The organism is Peribacillus deserti (genome assembly GCF_002863585.1).
In the GTDB taxonomy this organism is placed as follows: Bacteria; Bacillota; Bacilli; order Bacillales; family DSM-1321; genus Paraperibacillus; species Paraperibacillus deserti_A.
Map to the genome: position 1 here is coordinate 1 of NZ_PGUY01000016.1, position 17,122 is coordinate 17,122.

The 17,122-nt window shown below is 42.9% G+C and carries 17 protein-coding genes and 1 riboswitch; of the genes, 12 read left to right on the forward strand and 5 right to left on the reverse strand.

The features are described from left to right. Nucleotides 1-998: 998 nt before the first annotated feature. Nucleotides 999-1,256 carry an alpha/beta-type small acid-soluble spore protein gene (locus CUU66_RS05680; protein WP_101640711.1) on the reverse strand — a complete coding sequence of 86 codons (258 nt, stop codon included), beginning with the start codon at nt 1,254-1,256 and terminating at the stop codon, nt 999-1,001. Between the two features lie 164 nt (nt 1,257-1,420). On the opposite strand from CUU66_RS05680, the gene CUU66_RS05685 reads away from it, so the two are divergent. Then, on the forward strand, nt 1,421-1,735 hold the full coding sequence (locus tag CUU66_RS05685) for a transporter suffix domain-containing protein (RefSeq protein WP_101640712.1): 315 nt from the start codon (nt 1,421-1,423) through the stop codon (nt 1,733-1,735). A gap of 221 nt (nt 1,736-1,956) precedes the next feature. Here CUU66_RS05685 and CUU66_RS05690 read toward each other — a convergent pair whose 3' ends face one another. Continuing rightward, the gene (locus CUU66_RS05690) at nt 1,957-2,325 is read right to left on the reverse strand and encodes a helix-turn-helix domain-containing protein (protein WP_101640713.1); all 369 of its coding nucleotides are present in this window, start codon (nt 2,323-2,325) and stop codon (nt 1,957-1,959) included. Nucleotides 2,326-2,552: 227 nt separating this feature from the next. Here CUU66_RS05690 and yugI point away from each other — a divergent pair, with 227 nt between their 5' ends. Both yugI and CUU66_RS05700 read left to right on the forward strand, forming a co-directional pair. After that, a complete protein-coding gene (gene yugI, locus CUU66_RS05695; RefSeq protein ID WP_101640714.1) occupies nt 2,553-2,954 on the forward strand; it encodes a S1 domain-containing post-transcriptional regulator GSP13 in 402 nt (133 codons plus the stop codon). Between the two features lie 188 nt (nt 2,955-3,142). After that, nucleotides 3,143-4,345, forward strand: a complete 1,203-nt coding sequence (locus tag CUU66_RS05700) for an ornithine--oxo-acid transaminase (RefSeq protein WP_101640715.1) — start codon at nt 3,143-3,145, stop codon at nt 4,343-4,345. A gap of 116 nt (nt 4,346-4,461) precedes the next feature. On the opposite strand, the gene CUU66_RS05705 is transcribed toward CUU66_RS05700, so the two are convergent. Then, nucleotides 4,462-4,701 carry a DUF378 domain-containing protein gene (locus tag CUU66_RS05705; RefSeq protein WP_101640716.1) on the reverse strand — a complete coding sequence of 80 codons (240 nt, stop codon included), beginning with the start codon at nt 4,699-4,701 and terminating at the stop codon, nt 4,462-4,464. Between the two features lie 1,248 nt (nt 4,702-5,949). Beyond that, nucleotides 5,950-6,084 carry a hypothetical protein gene (locus CUU66_RS24735; protein WP_257967907.1) on the reverse strand — a complete coding sequence of 45 codons (135 nt, stop codon included), beginning with the start codon at nt 6,082-6,084 and terminating at the stop codon, nt 5,950-5,952. Between the two features lie 576 nt (nt 6,085-6,660). Here CUU66_RS24735 and CUU66_RS05710 point away from each other — a divergent pair. From CUU66_RS05710 to CUU66_RS05720, 3 genes are all read left to right on the forward strand, one after another. Then, nucleotides 6,661-7,824, forward strand: coding sequence for an iron-containing alcohol dehydrogenase (locus CUU66_RS05710; RefSeq protein WP_101640717.1), 1,164 nt, complete (start codon nt 6,661-6,663; stop codon nt 7,822-7,824). Between the two features lie 804 nt (nt 7,825-8,628). Continuing rightward, nucleotides 8,629-9,975 carry a glucose-6-phosphate isomerase gene (locus tag CUU66_RS05715; protein WP_101640718.1) on the forward strand — a complete coding sequence of 449 codons (1,347 nt, stop codon included), beginning with the start codon at nt 8,629-8,631 and terminating at the stop codon, nt 9,973-9,975. A gap of 102 nt (nt 9,976-10,077) precedes the next feature. Continuing rightward, nucleotides 10,078-10,482 carry a YugN-like family protein gene (locus tag CUU66_RS05720; protein ID WP_101640719.1) on the forward strand — a complete coding sequence of 135 codons (405 nt, stop codon included), beginning with the start codon at nt 10,078-10,080 and terminating at the stop codon, nt 10,480-10,482. On the opposite strand, the gene CUU66_RS05725 is transcribed toward CUU66_RS05720, so the two are convergent. After that, nucleotides 10,479-11,468, reverse strand: a complete 990-nt coding sequence (locus CUU66_RS05725) for a potassium channel family protein (RefSeq protein ID WP_101640720.1) — start codon at nt 11,466-11,468, stop codon at nt 10,479-10,481. The genes CUU66_RS05720 and CUU66_RS05725 overlap by 4 nt on opposite strands. A gap of 128 nt (nt 11,469-11,596) precedes the next feature. After that, nucleotides 11,597-11,782: riboswitch (cobalamin riboswitch) on the forward strand. Nucleotides 11,783-11,811: 29 nt separating this feature from the next. Here CUU66_RS05725 and CUU66_RS24740 point away from each other — a divergent pair. From CUU66_RS24740 to CUU66_RS05750, 6 genes are all read left to right on the forward strand, one after another. Further along, nucleotides 11,812-11,940, forward strand: coding sequence for a hypothetical protein (locus CUU66_RS24740; RefSeq protein WP_257967908.1), 129 nt, complete (start codon nt 11,812-11,814; stop codon nt 11,938-11,940). A 229-nt stretch (nt 11,941-12,169) separates the two neighbouring features. Then, the gene (locus tag CUU66_RS05730) at nt 12,170-12,718 is read left to right on the forward strand and encodes a cob(I)yrinic acid a,c-diamide adenosyltransferase (protein WP_101640721.1); all 549 of its coding nucleotides are present in this window, start codon (nt 12,170-12,172) and stop codon (nt 12,716-12,718) included. Between the two features lie 19 nt (nt 12,719-12,737). Beyond that, nucleotides 12,738-13,793, forward strand: coding sequence for a nicotinate-nucleotide--dimethylbenzimidazole phosphoribosyltransferase (cobT, locus tag CUU66_RS05735; protein ID WP_257967909.1), 1,056 nt, complete (start codon nt 12,738-12,740; stop codon nt 13,791-13,793). Nucleotides 13,794-13,818: 25 nt separating this feature from the next. Next, nucleotides 13,819-14,796, forward strand: coding sequence for an ABC transporter substrate-binding protein (locus CUU66_RS05740; protein ID WP_101640722.1), 978 nt, complete (start codon nt 13,819-13,821; stop codon nt 14,794-14,796). Then, nucleotides 14,783-15,826: a FecCD family ABC transporter permease gene (locus tag CUU66_RS05745; protein ID WP_257967910.1), complete on the forward strand. Its 1,044-nt coding sequence runs from the start codon at nt 14,783-14,785 to the stop codon at nt 15,824-15,826. The genes CUU66_RS05740 and CUU66_RS05745 overlap by 14 nt, the downstream gene beginning before the upstream one ends. Nucleotide 15,827: 1 nt before the next feature. After that, nucleotides 15,828-17,111 carry an ABC transporter ATP-binding protein gene (locus CUU66_RS05750; RefSeq protein ID WP_101640724.1) on the forward strand — a complete coding sequence of 428 codons (1,284 nt, stop codon included), beginning with the start codon at nt 15,828-15,830 and terminating at the stop codon, nt 17,109-17,111. Nucleotides 17,112-17,122: the final 11 nt, after the last annotated feature.

Consider the following 17,122-nt stretch of genomic DNA (forward strand, 5'->3'; position numbering starts at 1 on the left):
AAGCGGAGGACGGTGCTTTTCAAGAAAAGATCCATCCAAAAGCTGAATGATGATCTTTTTTAAGTAAGGCAAGACGCTAAAAGAAAAGCAGACACCTGATAAAGAAGACTTGCAGATTGGCAAGCGATAGCGAAGACAGAAGCTTAGTCGCCCTTACCACGCTCGTAACGCCACGTCCTGTGGCCCCGCCTGGCTCGCACATCCTGTGCTTCGTGCGTTAGCCCGGCATAAGACTAGCGGCAGTAAAAGGCCGATTTTGCCTTTTAATGGCGATTGGCTAGACCCGCGGTGTCAGTCCGGAGCTGGACAATACCCGCTGTTCTCGCGCAGAAAGGCGGAAAGCGGTGCCTGCCAATCATTTGATATTTTAAAGCTCAATGTTGATTTAATAAATATAAAATACTTAACAACATTGGCAGGCAGAGACACGATAAAGAAGACTTGCTGATTGGCGAACGACAGTGAAGACAGAAGCTTAGTCGCCCTTACCACGCTTGAACGGCCACGTCCTGTGGCCCCGCCTGGCTCGCACATCCTGTGCATCGTGCGTTAGCCAAGCATAAGACGAGCTGGCTGTGGGGAGTGCTTTTCTTCCCATAGACGGATTGGCTTATGACTCGAGTGTCTCAGCTTGGAGCCGGATCGAGGAGTCTCGCACCTTACGTTCCAATCAACCTGTTTAATAATAGGATCGGTTCACCGAACTATTAAAAAACAACAATCTTTTAGAAAAGAGCCTTTATAATAAACAGAACACAATAAGCCAATTATGCCGTTTACTGGTATGATGGGAAACAAGCAGGTTAGCTGACTTATTGCCGCGAATCTTCCACAGGAGAATCCAGGACGTTTATACTGGATAAACATGCGAAGTCAGACAGAATTTTTTCGAACGTTAACGAAAGGTGAATCAATCGTGAACGAATAAATATTTAGGTTTAAGCAAAAAGCCCTGTCTCCTAAAGGACAGGGCTTTTGCTTGATAAGGATAAGGGATCTCAGCTCTTGTTATTTAAATTCTGCTGAGCCATTTTCACAAGCTCTCTGACCATGCTTCCGCCCAGCCTGCCTCCGACTTTGCCTGCTTGTTCAGAAGTGAGGCGCCCGTTATATCCCTGCTGAAGGGGAACTCCAACTTCTGCGGCCGCTTCGAATTTTGCTTCTTCAGGATTTCTTGCACCTGCCACCTTTGCCTTAAGTTGATCAAGAGCATCTCTGGCTTCAGGTACCAGAATATTATGATTTCTTCTAGCCATTTAACCATCCTCCTGTATGTAAGATGCCCAGAAACTAAATCCTTCATTTAATTATGCCATGTTGTAAGTTTCAGGCAAGAATAGGGGTATATCCTTGTGAACATCAGGAGCTCTCGTTACAATTAGTATAAGAAAAAATCAAAAACTTAAGATTGGAGCTACTGATGCCTGTTAAACGAAAATCTACTTTTAAGCTTGGAATCATTTTACTTGTAGTATCGACCCTGATCTGGCTGACGCCTTTGCTCATTCCTTTTCTCGATGTTGCTGGCAAGACTAAATTAGCCCTGACTGCAGTGCTGCTTGTAATCGCTGAAATCTTGTTCTGGGCAGGAGTCTTTTTTGCGGGCAAGGAGGCTGCTAAGCGGTTTCGGAGCTATTTAAATCCAAAGAACTGGGTATCTGGCAGAAAAAGTCAGGGGCAGGGAACAGAATCCTCCACTGACCATGAGGTAAAAACTGATACACGGGATTCATAGGTTTGATGATCGCGCGGGCAATTAATCTTCCTTATTCCAAAATTTGATTGTCCCGTGTGCACAACTAAGCATCTCTCTGGAGATTGTAAACGCTGAGTGGATTCCCCCTCAAAATAAAAAAGGGACAAAACCAACGTTTTGTCCAAAAAGGGGGGGAATACTAGAAAGCTAGAAAGCCTTATCAACCATTATGTCCATGTTTTCATGGTTTATACAAAGAATTAATGCTGGTCTATTGTATTTTTATTGTTAAAAAGCCAGTTCAGCATTTCCTTATATTCTTCCTCGGTTAACTCTTTTACTTTTCTAAGAATTAATTTGGCTTTATGTGATCCTAATCCTGATATTAATTGACTAATTTCACTGTCAATGACCGGCAGGAATGGGGGTGTGCTGTGGCCGTACAGTTCTGAGGCCGGCACTTCTAGCACAGCTGACAGCCGTAGAAGTGTAGGAATGTCGGGTATCTTTTCTCCACTTTCAAATTGTTCAATTATCCGGGTACCAACTCTTAGTTTTAAGGCTAAAGCTTGCTGAGTGAGGTTTCTTTTTTCTCTCAGGATCTTAAGAGTGTGTCCTTGCTGCTCCATTCCATTTCCTCCAACCTTTTTTGTTATATCTTATTAAAAGAGCCTATAATGAGTGAAAAAAAGAATCTTTGCTCTCAAACCCGACGGTTCATAAACCCCGGCGCGAGCCATGCTGTACTTCGATGGAATCCCCTTTATGGGCAATTTTTGATTAAAAGGACAGCTTGTGTTATAATTTTATATTGCGTATATAGAATAGAAAAATTTAAGTATATAGGAGTGTTTTCATGTCTGAAAAATACGAAGTAGGATCTGTAGTAACTGGAAAAGTAACTGGAATTCAATCATATGGTGCGTTTGTTGCACTTGACGAATCAACTCAAGGTTTAGTTCATATCTCCGAAATTACGCACGGATATGTAAAAGATATTAATGAACATCTAAAAGTTGGCGATGAAGTAAATGTTAAGGTTCTTTCTGTTGATGAAGCAGCAGGAAAAATCGGCCTTTCCATCCGTGCAACCGAGGAAGCTCCGGAACGTCCTCAAGCACAGCCAAAGCGTGCTCCAAAGAAGCGCCAGGCTACTGTTAAATCTACAACTGAGAACACAGAAGGCTTCAATACACTTAAGGACAAATTGCAAGAGTGGATTGACCAGTCTCAGCGTGAAGACCTAATTAAAAAATAATGAACAGTAAAAAGCGGGTAGTGAATCTTATTCACTACCCGCTTTTTACTATTTTTCAATAATAATCAAATTAAAATTATAATTATACATACACAGCTGTCTGTATAGAAAGCGCTTTTAAATTTTGGTTTGAATCTCACTGTTAACCATGTACAATAGAGGTGAAGTAGGGGATGGGAGGAATAACAATGACATTACAAACTAAAACCAGCAGTTTGATTGAACAAACAGAAAAGTACGGTGCTAATAATTATCATCCGCTTCCAATCGTCATTGCAGAAGCAAAAGGTGTTTGGGTAAAAGATCCGGAAGGAAATAGATATATGGATATGCTCAGCGCATATTCTGCGGTAAATCAAGGGCACCGCCATCCTAAAATCATTCAGGCCTTAAAAGACCAGGCAGACCGGGTAACACTGACCTCCCGTGCGTTTCATAATGATCAGCTTGGTCCTTGGTATGAAAAGATCTGCGGTCTTACAAACAAAGAAATGGCGCTTCCCATGAATACAGGCGCCGAAGCAGTTGAAACAGCGGTAAAAGCAGCGCGCAGATGGGCTTACGACGTTAAAGGAGTAGAAGAGAACAGGGCGGAAATCATTGCCTGCATAGGCAACTTCCATGGAAGAACAATGACGGCTGTATCGCTTTCTTCCGAAGAGGAATATAAACGTGGTTTTGGTCCTATGCTTCCAGGGATCACTCTTATTCCTTATGGCGATCTTGGGGCCTTGGAAAAGGCAATCACTGCGAACACGGCTGCATTCCTAATTGAACCGATCCAGGGTGAGGCCGGTATCGTCATCCCGCCGGAAGGCTTTATGAAGGCGGCGAAAAAATTATGCGAAGAAAACAATGTATTATTTATTGCAGATGAAATTCAGGCAGGATTGGCCCGCTCGGGTAAAATGTTTGCCTGTGAATGGGATGAGGTCGAGCCGGACATGTACATCCTGGGAAAAGCATTGGGCGGCGGAGTATTCCCAATATCCTGTGTAGCAGCAAATAAGGATATATTGGGAGTATTCAATCCTGGATCCCATGGTTCAACGTTCGGTGGAAATCCGATGGCATGTGCAGTATCCCTCGCATCTCTAGATGTTTTACTTGAAGAGAAGCTTGCAGACCGTTCGAATGAACTGGGTGCCTACTTCAAGGCGAAATTACAAGAAATCAAAAACCCGAAGATTAAAGAAGTCCGGGGCAGAGGGCTGTTCATTGGAGTAGAGCTGACAGAGCCGGCACGTAAATACTGTGAACAGCTAAAAGAAGAAGGATTACTGTGCAAAGAAACTCATGATACAGTCATCCGTTTTGCTCCTCCGCTCATTATTTCAAGAGAAGACCTGGATTGGGCGATTGAAAGAATACAAAAAATTCTTGCTCAGTAAGCATTCATAAATATTCATTAGAGGACCGCAGCTAAGCCTGCCGTCCTCTTTTTTTGCTTACCGGCATAAAAAAAACATAGCCGTTACATCCGGCTATGCTTTAAGGATTTTTCTTATTATCTTGTAGTTTCTGGCTCTTGCTGTCTTGATGTTTGAGTTTGTTGTTCTCTGACAAACAAAAGACCGATATTTATTAAACCAGCAATCCCTACTAAGCCATAAACGATACGGGCCAGCGCTGAATCCTGGCCTCCAAAAATTGCGGCTACCAGATCAAATTGGAAAAAACCAACTAACCCCCAGTTGATAGCGCCTATAATAGTAAGTACTAGAGCAATACGTTGAATTGCACTCATACGAAATACCTCCTTTAAATATGGTTCATATTTAGATTGCTTAAGCGTGCAAAAATTATGCAGGGATAAGAACTTGTTAATTATTATACCGGCTGCGAATTGACACCCTCGGTCATAACACAGAGAGCGGAATGTGCTGCATACCGAGGGGATGTGGTGAATCATGAACTCGATTTGAAGCTTTTTTTGGAAAAAATTTAAAGCCAGCCAGCAACAGAGATGGGCTGGCTATGTGCGGCTTTACCTATTTAGCGGTCAAAGTAAATGAGTTACTCTAATCCGAGATATATGAAGCGTCTTCGGATGTTTTGAAGATGGAAATGGCTTTTCGTTCATATGCCCTTAAGGTTGCGACATAAGCACAATGCTCAGTTAACCAGCATAAGAACGGATACATCAGCATAAACACCAAATCAGCATCAGAACGGATACATGCATATACACCAAATCAGCATCAGAACGGATACATGCATATACACCAAATCAGCATAAGAGCGGATACATGCATATACACCAAATCAGCATAAGAGCGGATACATGCATATACACCAAATCAGCATCAGAACGGATACATGCATATACACCAAATCAGCATAAGAGCGGATAAATAAGCATATACACCAAATCAGCATCAGAACGGATACATGCATATACCCCAAATCAGCATCAGAACGGATACATGCATATACACCAAATCAGCATCAGAACGGATACATGCGTATACACCAAATCAGCATAAGAGCGGATACATGCATATACACCAAATCAGCATAAGAGCGGATAAATAAGCATATACCCCAAATCAGCATAAGAACGGATACATCAGCAATACACCAAATCAGCATAAGAACGAATACATAAGCAAATACACCAAATTATCAGCATAACACCCTTAACATCAGCATAGATTTCACTAGGATAAGCATAAAGTTCTTAAACATAAGCATAAACTCTTCAAACATAAGCATAAAGTCTCTAAACATAAGCGTAAAGTACGGAAACATAAGCATAAACCCTTTTGCGCCTAATAGAAAAAAGCAAAAGTCATAAAACCCTTAGAAATATGAACGGTTTTAAATCTCCTGGATGGGGTTTTTTCATGTAAGACCTAAAAAAACTGCTTGTTTTGCCTCTTTTCACTGCCAAAGGCAAAGGAATTTATACAAGTCAGCTCAACCTTCATTTTGTGCGGATTAATCCTGCTTAAAAAATGAAGGCTCTCTGCCAGCTCCGAACTGACACCTTCGGTCATAAGCCAACGCCATCAAAAAGCAAGACCGGCCTTTCGCTGCCGCTCTTCTTACGCCTTGCTAACGCATGGGGCAAAGGAAGTTCGAGCGTGGTAAGTGCCACTAAGCCTCTGTCTCCGCTTTCGCTTGCCAATCCGCAAGCCTTCTTTATCAGGCGTCTGCCTTTCCATATATTTAAATTCTAATAAAAAATTTATGCATTTCATTGATTAAGCAATAGTTATAACTTGAAAGGCACCGTTCTCCGCTTTTTGATTTGTCCAGCTCCAAGCTGAGACCCTCGAGTCATAAGCCAATCAGTCCATGAGAAGAAAAACCGCTTCTCACGGCCTGCTCGTCTTATGCTTTTCAGGTCTCTGCCTTCTTTTACTTTTTAATTATGGAATTAAATATGATCTTCATGAATTTTTATATAGGTAAAGTTAGAAGGCACCGCTTTCCGCTTTTCTACCTGTCCAGCTCCGAACTGACACCTTCGGTCATAAGCCAATCGCCATCAAAAGGCAAGACCGGCCTTTCGTTGCCGCTTTTCTTATGCCTTTCAGGTGTCTGCCTTTCCATATATTTAATTCTAAGAAAAAATCTTGCATTTCATTGATTAAATAATAGGTATTACTTGAAAGGCACCGTTCTCCGCTTTTCTTGTAATCATTTTCTTTGATATTGTTTGTCTTCTTTTGCATAATAAGTAACGAAAGGAGGCAAAAAAATGTTAAATTTTGCTTTTGAAAATCCAGTTAAATTAATCTTTGGCAGTGGTCAGTTAGAAGAATTGAAAAATGAGATTCCCCAGTATGGAAATAAAATTCTGCTTGTATACGGCGGAGGAAGCATTAAAAAAAGCGGGTTGTATGATAAGGTAGTCAACACTCTTAAAGAAATAGACGCAGATGTTCATGAGCTTGCAGGGGTGGAACCAAATCCCCGCATTTCAACGGTACGTAAAGGTGTGGATATCTGTAAGCAAGAAGGCATTGATTTCCTGCTTGCTGTAGGCGGGGGAAGTGTTATTGACTGTACAAAGGCAATAGCAGCAGGAGCTAAATATGATGGCGACGCATGGGATATCGTTATCAAGAAAGCCCAGGTAGAGGCAGCTCTTCCATTCGGGACGGTACTTACACTTGCGGCAACGGGTTCAGAAATGAACGCCGGTTCTGTTATTACAAACTGGGAGACCCAAGAGAAATACGGCTGGGGAAGCCCGCTGACATTCCCTCAGTTCTCCATCCTGGACCCTGAAAATACATTCACTGTTCCGCGCGATCAAACCATTTATGGAATCGTAGATATGATGTCTCATGTTTTGGAAACGTATTTTCACCAAGGAACAAACACTCACCTGCAGGATAGAATGTGTGAGTCCGTTCTGACAACGGTTATGGAAACAGCTCCGAAACTGCTTGATGATTTAGAGAGCTACGAACACAGAGAGACCATTCTATATTCCGGCACTATTGCGCTTAATGGAATGCTTTCAATGGGTATACGCGGTGACTGGGCGACGCATAATCTAGAGCATGCCGTTTCAGCTGTGTATGATATTCCTCACGCAGGAGGACTGGCAATCCTTTTCCCTAACTGGATGAGGCATACACTAAACGAGAATCCTGGCAGGGTAAAACAATTAGCTGTAAGAGTATTCGGTGTTGATCCCGAAGGAAAGACAGACGAGGAAACGGCTTTAGAAGGAATCAATAAGCTTAGTGAGTTCTGGAGCAGCCTTGGAGCGCCTTCCCGACTGGCAGATTACGATATCGATGATTCCAAGGTAGAGGTTATGGCTGACAAAGCTATGGCTAACGGTGAATTCGGAAACTTTAAAAAGTTAAATCGCGACGATGTTTTAGCTATTTATAGAGCATCATTGTAATAAGCTGTTTTCGCAAACTTTGTTGTTATTGAACAAAGAGGGTGATTAGAACGTGAGGATGCTCGCTTTCCGCGGCGCGGGGCGGGCGCCGAGCCTCCTCGGCTTGGCCTGTGGGGTCTCGCCAGTCCCGCTGCTCCCGTGCAGAAAAAGCGGAAAGCGGTGCCTGCCCAACATATAAATATTTAAAAGCTGAGTGTTAATCCCAATAGATATAAAATTGTAAACAAATGGCAGGCAGAGACCCGATAAAGAAGACTTGCTGATTGGCAAGCGTTAGTGAAGACAGAAGCTTAGTCGCACTTACCACGCTCGAACGCCACGTCCTGTGGCCACGCCTGGCTCGCACATCCTGTGCTTCGTGCGTCAGCCAAGCATAAGACGAGCCGTCTGTGGGGAGTGCTTTTCTCTCCATGGACGGATTGGCTTATGACTCGAGGGTCTAAAGCCTTGTAGCTGGATCAAGGAGTCTCGCACCTTGCGTTCCAATCAACCTGTTTAACGATAGGATAGGTTCACAGGAAAGTTATCCATAAACAACATTTTTTTAGAAAAAAGCCTTTTAATGGACAAAACACACATCACGCCAGATGTGTGTTTTGTTTCTTACATTATGAATGAACATTTTTGTGTTTTTAAATTCTGTTTACCGCATGCTGAAAGTGTAGGGGCTAGAGCATTTAGCACTAAGATACTCACGTTTTAAAAATACATCCAAATGGGTACGCTTACATAATGAGGTATGCTTGAAAAGAGCGGCGGCTTTCGATAAAGTGGAAAAGTAATCTAAAATATGGAGGAACAAACATGACACATGTACGTTTCGATTATTCCAAAGCCCTTTCATTCTTTGGAGAACACGAATTAACATACTTAAGTGATGCTGTTAAAGCTGCACATCAGGCTCTGCATGAAGGCACTGGAGCAGGAAATGAATATCTTGGATGGGTCGATCTCCCTGTCAATTATGACAAAGAAGAGTTTTCGCGGATCCAAAAAGCGTCTGAGAAGATAAAGTCTGATTCAGATATCTTGTTAGTTATAGGCATCGGAGGTTCTTACCTTGGAGCCCGTGCCGCGATTGAAATGCTGCAGCACAGCTTTTATAACGCCCTGCCAAAAGAAAAACGCGGTACACCACAAGTGCTGTTTGTAGGTAACAACATCAGCTCTACATATATGAGAGATCTTATGGATCTTTTGGATGGCAAGGATTTCTCGATTAACGTTATTTCAAAATCTGGAACAACAACTGAACCGGCGCTTGCTTTCCGTATCTTCAGGAAAATGTTGGAAGATAGGTATGGGGTGGAAGAAGCAAGAAAACGTATTTATGCTACCACCGATAAAGAACGGGGAGCCCTTAAGACCCTTGCTAACGAAGAAGGCTATGAGTCCTTTGTAATTCCTGATGATGTCGGCGGCAGATATTCTGTTCTTACTGCTGTTGGCTTACTTCCAATAGCGGTAAGCGGGGCTGATATCGAGGACATGATGAAGGGGGCGGCGCAGGCACAAGCTGATTTCAGCAGCCCTGAACTTACTGAGAATGCCAGCTATCAGTATGCTGCCGTAAGGAATGTTCTTTATAATAAAGGCAAAACGATTGAGATGCTGATCAATTACGAGCCAGGATTACAGTACTTCTCTGAATGGTGGAAGCAGCTGTTTGGAGAAAGTGAAGGTAAAGACCAAAAAGGGATTTATCCATCATCCGCAAACTTCTCTACCGATCTTCACTCGCTGGGCCAATATGTTCAGGAAGGCCGCCGGGATTTATTTGAAACGGTTGTTAAAGTGGAAACACCAAGACATGAGCTTCTGATTGAAAGTGAAGAAAATGATCTTGATGGATTAAATTATTTGGCTGGCCAAACAGTTGATTTTGTTAACAACAAGGCATTTCAAGGTACGCTCCTTGCTCATACGGATGGTGGGGTGCCTAATCTGATTGTCACAATCCCTGCTATGGATGCATACACATTTGGTTATTTGGTATACTTCTTTGAGAAAGCCTGCGCAATCAGCGGCTACCTGCTGGGAGTTAATCCATTTGACCAGCCAGGCGTGGAAGCCTACAAAGTAAATATGTTTGCTCTCTTAGGCAAGCCTGGCTTTGAGGAGAAAAAAGCAGAGCTTGAAAAAAGATTATAAGATGCGAAAAAAAGGGTGGCCTGGGCCATCCTTTTTTGATTTGACCATTTATTTCCCGGATTTGAGGTTAAGCTAAGATAAACATCACAAGGAGGTTTATCTATGATTGAAATACCTTCCCGGATTGAGGGAGAGACTTTTTCATTATATGACCTGGAAAGTACGCTTGAACCCAAGGGATATACCATCAGCGGAAACTGGGATTATGACCATGGTTATTTTGATTATAAAATCGACGACTCTAACGGCTACCAATTTCTTAGAATTCCATTCCGCGCTGCCGAGGGGCAGCTTGATACCCGAGGTGCAGCGGTTCAGATGGAAAGGCCCTTTTTATTGTCGCATAAATATCAGCCGGACCTGGACGACCATGCTTTTATAGGCAATGTTTCCGCGGCCTTTAATCAATTTCAGGAGCCGGCCAACGCGGATGCCAAGTTCCCGGAAAAATATGTGGATCTCGGAAAGTCCTTAGTTCATGAGCTGGAATCGATTCTTTTGGATTAAAATCGTCCAGCGATAATTTCATCATCCTGTTTAACGACGTAATTAGGGAGCGGCAGCAATTCCACATCTGCTCCCTTTTTAATCCCGATGAAGATGTATTGTTTTTTTAATAAAATCTCCTTAACTTCATTTATGTTCTTCTGCAGAAACTCGAGCTGTACAGGTAAAAATTCTATTTTGAATTGTCGATTAAAGCGGTCTATAACCACAGGACTCTCATCTTGATTAATTACGCTTTGCTCCATCACTGAGCTCAGGACAGAGTTGGCTTTCAGGATCGTATCAGCTCCCGCCCTCTTCGCATTCTCGGTTTGTTCTTCAGTTAATATTTCTGCAATACAGCGGACTTCTGGATTTAAACCATTGATCGCGAGCAGGCACATCACTGTAAATGTGTCACTCTGGTACTCATCCCTTGATTGCCCAGCAGTAATCAAGACAGTAGAGGCTTCCTTTATGTTTGCTTTATTCAATATTTCATCATGACTTCCTATTCCACGGATAAAATGGAACGTATGCTCTTTGGCAGGATTCATTTCCAGCGTATCATCTATTAAGACAATGCGATTTTTATAACCAGCTTCCCGAAGTTTGATAATCGTCTGTCTTGAACGTTCGTTCCAGCCAATTATGATTAAATGCCCATCCCTGGTAAAGGCCTTCTTTCCGGTAAGATAATTTGCCTGGGAAGTTACAGCAGCGGACGCAAGAGTCGTAATGTAAGTAGTGAAAAGCCCGATTCCGGTAATGATCAAGATCATACCAAAAATCCGTCCGGTCAGAGTTACGGGGGCAAAATCGCCGTACCCGACGGTCGATGCCGTAACAAGTGCCCACCAGATTCCCTCAAAAACAGTCGGAAAGGTATAGGGCTCAATAAAATGAATCAGGGTGCCAAAAACACCCGCAATCACCACAGCTGCCGCTGCAAGTGTGATAATTCTAATCGGCTTAACAAAGCCCTCATTTACAGTGGGTTTGATCAAGCTTCAGCCCTCCTGACAAATCATTGTTCTTTGTTCAGTATGGACAAAGTGTGTGGTTTACATATCGCCGATGCAAATAAAGTTTTCATTCTTTCCAAATTTCGACTTTTCCATTAGAATAAAAAAGAACTGAATAATCTTTTGAAAGTGCCCTTCTAGAAAGGGATAATAGGGAAACCGGTGAAAGTCCGGTGCAGCCCCCGCTACTGTATGCGCCTAAAAGAACACTGCTATCAGCCACTGGCATCCTGCCGGGAAGGCAGCAGTTTATGAAATGCGCAAGCCAGGAGACCTGCTTTCAAAGAATTTAGTACTTATGCTTCGGTGGGAAGAGTAAGCCAAGATGAGCGATGCAATTAAACATGCAGGCCTGCCCTTGACTTATTATGGTCAAGGGCTTTTTGTGTTCAGGGCAAAAAAGATTATGGCTGGCATCACGGCAGAAAGCATCTCCAAGAAATACGGAAAGTGAAAGGGGTTTGTGGTGCTGTCTAACCAGTTGATGGTGAAGAGGTTAAAGCAGTTGTGAATCACCACGATTCGAAATTGGTATGGGCATAAAATGTGGCTCATCGTTAATTGATGATTCAAAACTCAAACTATACAAAACACTTTCAACCAGAGAAAAAGTTTGCACTGCCTGAATATCATTCTTACAAACTATAATATTCCACCGGACAAATAGAGAGGAGGGTAACAAGCTGCAAAACAAAGACACAGAAAAAGGCAGAATTATCATATATACAGGAAATGGGAAAGGGAAAACTACAGCGGCAGTCGGTACTGCTGTCCGTGCTTTGGGCAGAGGCATGAAGGTTGCCATGCTTCAGTTCATCAAGTCACCTGAGCGGAGCTATGGGGAACAGCTGAGTCTGGAGAAGCTGGGTGCTGTAGTTCAACAGCTTGGAGCTGGGTTCACTTGGACTAAAACACCTGAAGAACATCGAACTGCGTTAGAAAGTGCTTGGAAGACTGCTAAGGAATGTATTGAGGGTGGAGAGTATGACCTGATTATTCTCGATGAACTAAATAATGCTCTTGCCATCGATTCATTTCCAATCCATGATATTTTGCCTCTGAATGAGGTCATTGAGGTGCTTTTAAATCGTCCTGCCTCCCTACATGTATTGATTACGGGCCGCGATGCAAAGGACGAAATTAAAGCTATCGCAGATTTAGTTTCTGTAATTGAAGCGGAGAAACATTATTATGACGAAGGAGTAAATGCCATTTACGGTATTGAATATTGAGCACTGAGGAGTTTTAAGCTTGGAGGAAAAAGTGTATTCCGTAATTAAATCGATCGAGCCTGTCTGTGAGGAGTCCGAACAGAAGCAGCAGGAGCATCTAAATTCGTTAACAAAGCCGGTTGGCAGCCTTGGGGCTCTCGAGGATTTGGCTGTGCAGCTTGCAGGCATTTCAGCCCAGGTAAATCCTGAAATAAATACTCCAGGCATAATTGTATTTGCTTCAGATCATGGCATTAGTTTAGAAGGTGTTTCAGCGTATCCGCAGGAAGTGACTGCGCAAATGGTTCGTAATTTCTTAACAGGCGGGGCAGCCATTAATGTCTTTTCTAAACGGATCAACGCCCTGCTGGAAATTGTAGACATAGGGATAGCCTCGGAGCTTACAGGACCACAGTTAATACGGCGAAAGATAGCATACGGCACTAAAAATTTCCTGCTTGAAGATGCCATGTCGGAGGATCAGGCCATTCAATCGATCTGGATTGGCATGGAACGAGCCAAAAATCTCATCGATAAAGGAGCAGGACTCTTGATTCTTGGTGAGATGGGAATCGGTAATACTTCGCCCAGTTCGGCTATCATTGCTTTTTTAACCGGCTGTGAGGTTGAAACAGTTGTTGGACTGGGTACTGGAATTGAGGAGATTCAACGCTTACATAAAATCCAGGTAATAAAAAACGCTATCATATACAGACAGCCCCTTAAGGGTGATCCCATAAATGTTCTTGCGAAAATTGGAGGATTTGAAATTGGGGCTATTGCTGGGAGCATGTTATATGCAGCATCCCGGAAAATTCCTATTTTACTTGACGGATTTATTAGTACGGCCGGGGCCGTGCTTGCTGCAGAGCTAAATCCACTGGCGGCCCAATATATGATTGCTGGGCACCAATCAGCAGAACCAGGGCATCGGCTGGCACTTGAGTATCTTAATAAACGCCCGCTCTTACATTTGGGGATGAGGCTTGGGGAAGGAAGCGGCGCAGCTCTTTCCTATCCGCTTGTGGCAGCCGCAGCAGACATGGCCAGAAATATGGCCACCTTTGAACAAGCGGGAGTTTCAAGAAAAAGCTAATACTATATATTATCGGAGGACAATCATGAAATCAAATTTCACAAAATTTATCGGCCTGTTATCTATTCTGCTCGTTCTTACAATAGGCATTTTAACAGGGTGCAATACTTCTACAGCAGAACCGAAAAAGGAAAAAACTTCAGAGCAGACAGCTAAAAAAGAAGCATTTCCAATGACGATCACTGATGACGAAAAAGAAAAGGTCACGATCGAAAAGAAGCCTGAAAAAATTGTATCGATTACACCAAGTACAACGGAGATTGCCTTTGCACTTGGCCTTGGAGATCAAATTGTCGGAGTTTCCGATTTTGATAATTACCCTAAAGAGGCTTTAAAAAAAGAAAAGGTTGGGGCCCAGGATATAAATGTTGAGAAAATACTTTCTCTTCAACCGGATTTAGCACTATTAGATGATTTTCACTATAAAAACCATGCTGAGGTCATAAAGCAGCTAAAAGACGCAGGTATCACTGTTGTTATTATAAATAGTTCAAAGAACACCTTTGATCAGGTTTATGATTCTATCGAGCTATTAGGCAGAGCCACTGGTACGTCCCAAAAAGCTGAGTCAATCATTAAAGATATGAAGGACAGAATGGAAGATGTAAAGGAAAAAGCAGCAAAAGTTAATGAGCAAAAGCGAGTATGGGTCGAGGTAGCACCGCAGCCTGATATATATACAACCGGAAAAGGGACATTCATGCAGGAAATGCTCGATACGATCGGCGCCGTTAATGTCGCGGAAGGACAGCAGGGCTGGGTTAAAATGAATGAAGAAGAAGCCGTTAAGTTTAATCCTGATGTTGTAATTGTTACTTATGGAGATTATGTTAAAAACCCGGATCAGCAGGTCTTAAACCGTAAAGGCTGGTCAGAAGTACCGGCTGTAAAAAACAAACAAGTCTTTAATGTGAATAGCGATACGGTAACACGTCCTGGTCCCCGCCTTGTAGAGGGAGTGGAAACACTTGGGAAATTCATTTATCCAGATATATTTAAATAATAGAATCAAGTTTCTTTATACCTTTAGTGTATTATTCGTTATCTTCTCGATAATCATAGGTTTATTTGCAGGAACGGTTACAATAACCGTTCCTGATATTTTGAAGATTGTCACTCAGCATATAACAGGTATACACCTGTATCAAGGTCCAAAAAGCACCGATATGATTATATGGGAAATACGGTTTTCGAGAGTGGTGCTGGCCTTTTTTGTAGGTGCGTCCCTATCTCTTGCCGGAGCGGCCTTCCAGGGTTTACTAAGGAATCCACTGGCGGATCCTTACACCATTGGCGTATCGTCAGGCGCTTCACTTGGTGCCGTACTGGTTATTTATTTTCAGCTTAACTTACTATGGCTGAAAGGTTTCACTCTGCCGATATTTGCTATTGCCGGGGGAGGCATCACTCTGACCCTCGTCTTTGGAATTACGAGACTGGCGAGCAGTACGCTGGCAAATGAGACAATCATTCTGGCCGGGATCATATTGTCTTCTTTTACTGGGGCACTGGTTTCTTTGCTGATGGCCCTTACTCCTAGAGAAGATGTACGGCAGATTCTGTATTGGCTTATGGGCAGCGTTTCGATGAGAGGCTGGGATCATGTTCAGCTGATACTTCCTTTCTTTATAATTGGAGCAATCATTCTTCTGCTGCATGCTAAAGAATTAAATGGGCTTGCGCTGGGTGATCAATCTGCTCAATTTATAGGAATCAGTGTCAAAAAGAAGAAAAGATTAATATTGATCGCTGCCTCCGTTTTGACTGGGGGAGCCGTTGCTGTTTCTGGGGCGGTTGGATTTGTAGGACTTGTGATCCCTCACCTAGTGAGACTGGTTTCAGGTGCGAATCATAAGCATGTGTTGCCGCTTACTCTGCTTATTGGAGGAGGGTATTTAGTCCTGGCTGATTTAGCTGCAAGGACAATCATTTCCCCGAGGGAACTCCCTATTGGTGTTGTGACAGCCCTCATAGGAGCGCCGATCTTTACCATGCTGCTTGTAAAAGAAAGAATGAGAAGAAGGAGAATCTAGTATGCTGCATGTTCAGAACCTTACAGGCGGATATGATAAATTATATCCCACCATCCATAATGTGAGTTTTCAGGTGGAAAAAGGCAGTTTTTTTGCCCTGCTAGGACCGAATGGCAGTGGAAAAACGACAATCATCCGACTCCTGATGGGAATTCTTCCAATCACTAGTGGAAAGGTCATGCTGGATGGAATATCGATTGACCATTACTCTTCCGTAGGGCTTGCAAAAAAAATTAGTGTCCTAAGTCAGGAAAACCAGGTTGGGATGGATTTTACTGTGGAGGAAATAGTAGCCCTTGGGCGTTATCCCTATCAGGTGAAACGGCTGTTTTATGAAGAAACTCAAACAGATAAAGATGCGGTTAAAGAGGCTATGAAACTGACCAGTATAGAATCGTATAAAACAAAGCCCTTCCTCTCATTAAGCGGGGGGGAAAAGCAAAGAGTTCTTCTTGCAAAAGCCTTGGCACAGGAGCCTGAATTGATCATACTGGATGAGCCGACTAATCATCTTGATATTAAGCACACTCTTGAAATATTGGATTTGCTGAAAAGATTGCAAAAAGAAAAAAATTTAACCGTAGTAGCTATTCTTCACGACTTAAACATAGCTTCCATCTACGCAGAAGCCTTTGCCATGCTTAAACACGGAAAAATCCTTCAGGTTTCTAAAGGCTTTATTAAACAAGATGAAGCATTGTTACAGAATGTCTATGAAACAGATTTACAGATGGCGGCCCACCCTGAATTACCCAAGATGCAAATATCGTTCATGCCTCAGCAGATTCCGAAGAAAGAAGGACCCTCGTCTTCCATTTCTATTACAAAGGATGAGAATCGGTTAAGGCTTCAGTTAAATTCCCAGTTCCGGACTCTTAGTCTTGGAAAGGAAGGAGAAGGACTGACCTGGTGTGCAGGAATTCTTTGCACGAATGTTCCTGACAGTGAGACAAATGAGCATTACATAAGATGGGAATACCCTGAAAGCAGAATCAGCTGCTTTCAGGAGGAGATATTTGGAACGGAGTGTATTCTAATCGGCCAGCGGGATGGGGCGGATCTTCATCTAGCTCTGTTTACCGGACATCCCTTAAGTGATACGGACCTCATGAATGTTGCTGTAAGCCTGGCAGAAATACGAACGATGGTGTCTGATGTCCCTATTACGGGCCGGCTCGTAATAGGGACAAATAGAATGCAGAGAAAAAAAGCCACTGGTCTGGAAAAAAATCTCCTGGCAGAGTTAAATAGATGGCTGTCTCATAAAATTCAGGGCGTAAAATGAAGGAGGTTTCC